This window comes from Monashia sp. HAY1-2A (assembly GCF_056755315.1).
The window spans coordinates 1-256 of sequence record NZ_JBNDHY010000547.1; the positions used below are offsets into that span (position 1 = coordinate 1).

The following is a 256-nucleotide window of genomic DNA, read 5'->3' on the forward strand; positions in this document are numbered from 1 at the left end:
GATAAACAACTGGTCAAAGTCGTAAGAGCGTAGTACCTGCTCAGCCACCTGACCCTGGAAGGACTCCGAATGCGGATCCCAGGTACCGCCGGTCATCAGCAGCACTGGCTCGTGTTCGAGTTCGCTCAGGGCGTTGGCGACATGCAGGGAATTGGTCATGACGACCAGACCCGGCTGCTGGCCAAGCTCGGGGATCATGGCGGCCGTGGTGCTGCCGCTGTCAATAATGATGCGGGCATGCTCGCGGATGCGTTTG

General features: G+C 59.8%; 1 protein-coding gene. It reads right to left on the reverse strand.

The genetic code is table 11. From position 1 onward, the window contains the following. Nucleotides 1-256: sugar phosphate isomerase family (locus tag ACPYOM_RS23045; protein WP_481347749.1), on the reverse strand; the 256-nt coding region annotated here is incomplete at both ends.